Annotated in this window: 1 protein-coding gene; it reads left to right on the top strand. The window is 61.6% G+C overall.

The window, feature by feature from the left end; translation table 11 throughout:
* Positions 1 to 24 precede the first annotated feature (24 nt).
* The coding region (locus GV818_RS33995) for a transglutaminase N-terminal domain-containing protein (protein ID WP_218586336.1) at positions 25 to 383 on the top strand (359 nt) is incomplete at its 3' end.

The following is a 383-nucleotide window of genomic DNA, read 5'->3' as shown; positions in this document are numbered from 1 at the left end:
GTATTTTGCCTGAGGGGGTGAGGAATGCTCTATAACATCCGCCTCCACCTGCATTATGACTATGAGCGCTCCGCAGCGGGCGGGCGCCACCACATCCGGGTGATGCCGCAGACCCTGCCGGGTATTCAGCGCGTGGTCGCCTCGAGTCTCTCCTTTGACCCTGCCGCGGCGGAACGCTCCGATTTTACCGATTTCTTCGCCAATACGGTGACCTCCATCGTCTACCGCAATCCGCACGAGACGCTCGACGTGACGATGACGGCCCGCATCAATGTAGCGCGGCCGCAGACCATGCTCGATGTTTCGCCCGATCTTGCCGGCCTGATCCGGGAAATACGCGGCGTCTGGTCGGTGGCATCCGACGCGCCGCATCACTTTCTGAC

The organism is Pseudomonas sp. Fl4BN1, assembly GCF_009908285.1.
GTDB lineage: Bacteria > Pseudomonadota > Gammaproteobacteria > Pseudomonadales > Pseudomonadaceae > Aquipseudomonas.
This window is presented reverse-complemented; position numbering and strand designations above follow the sequence as displayed.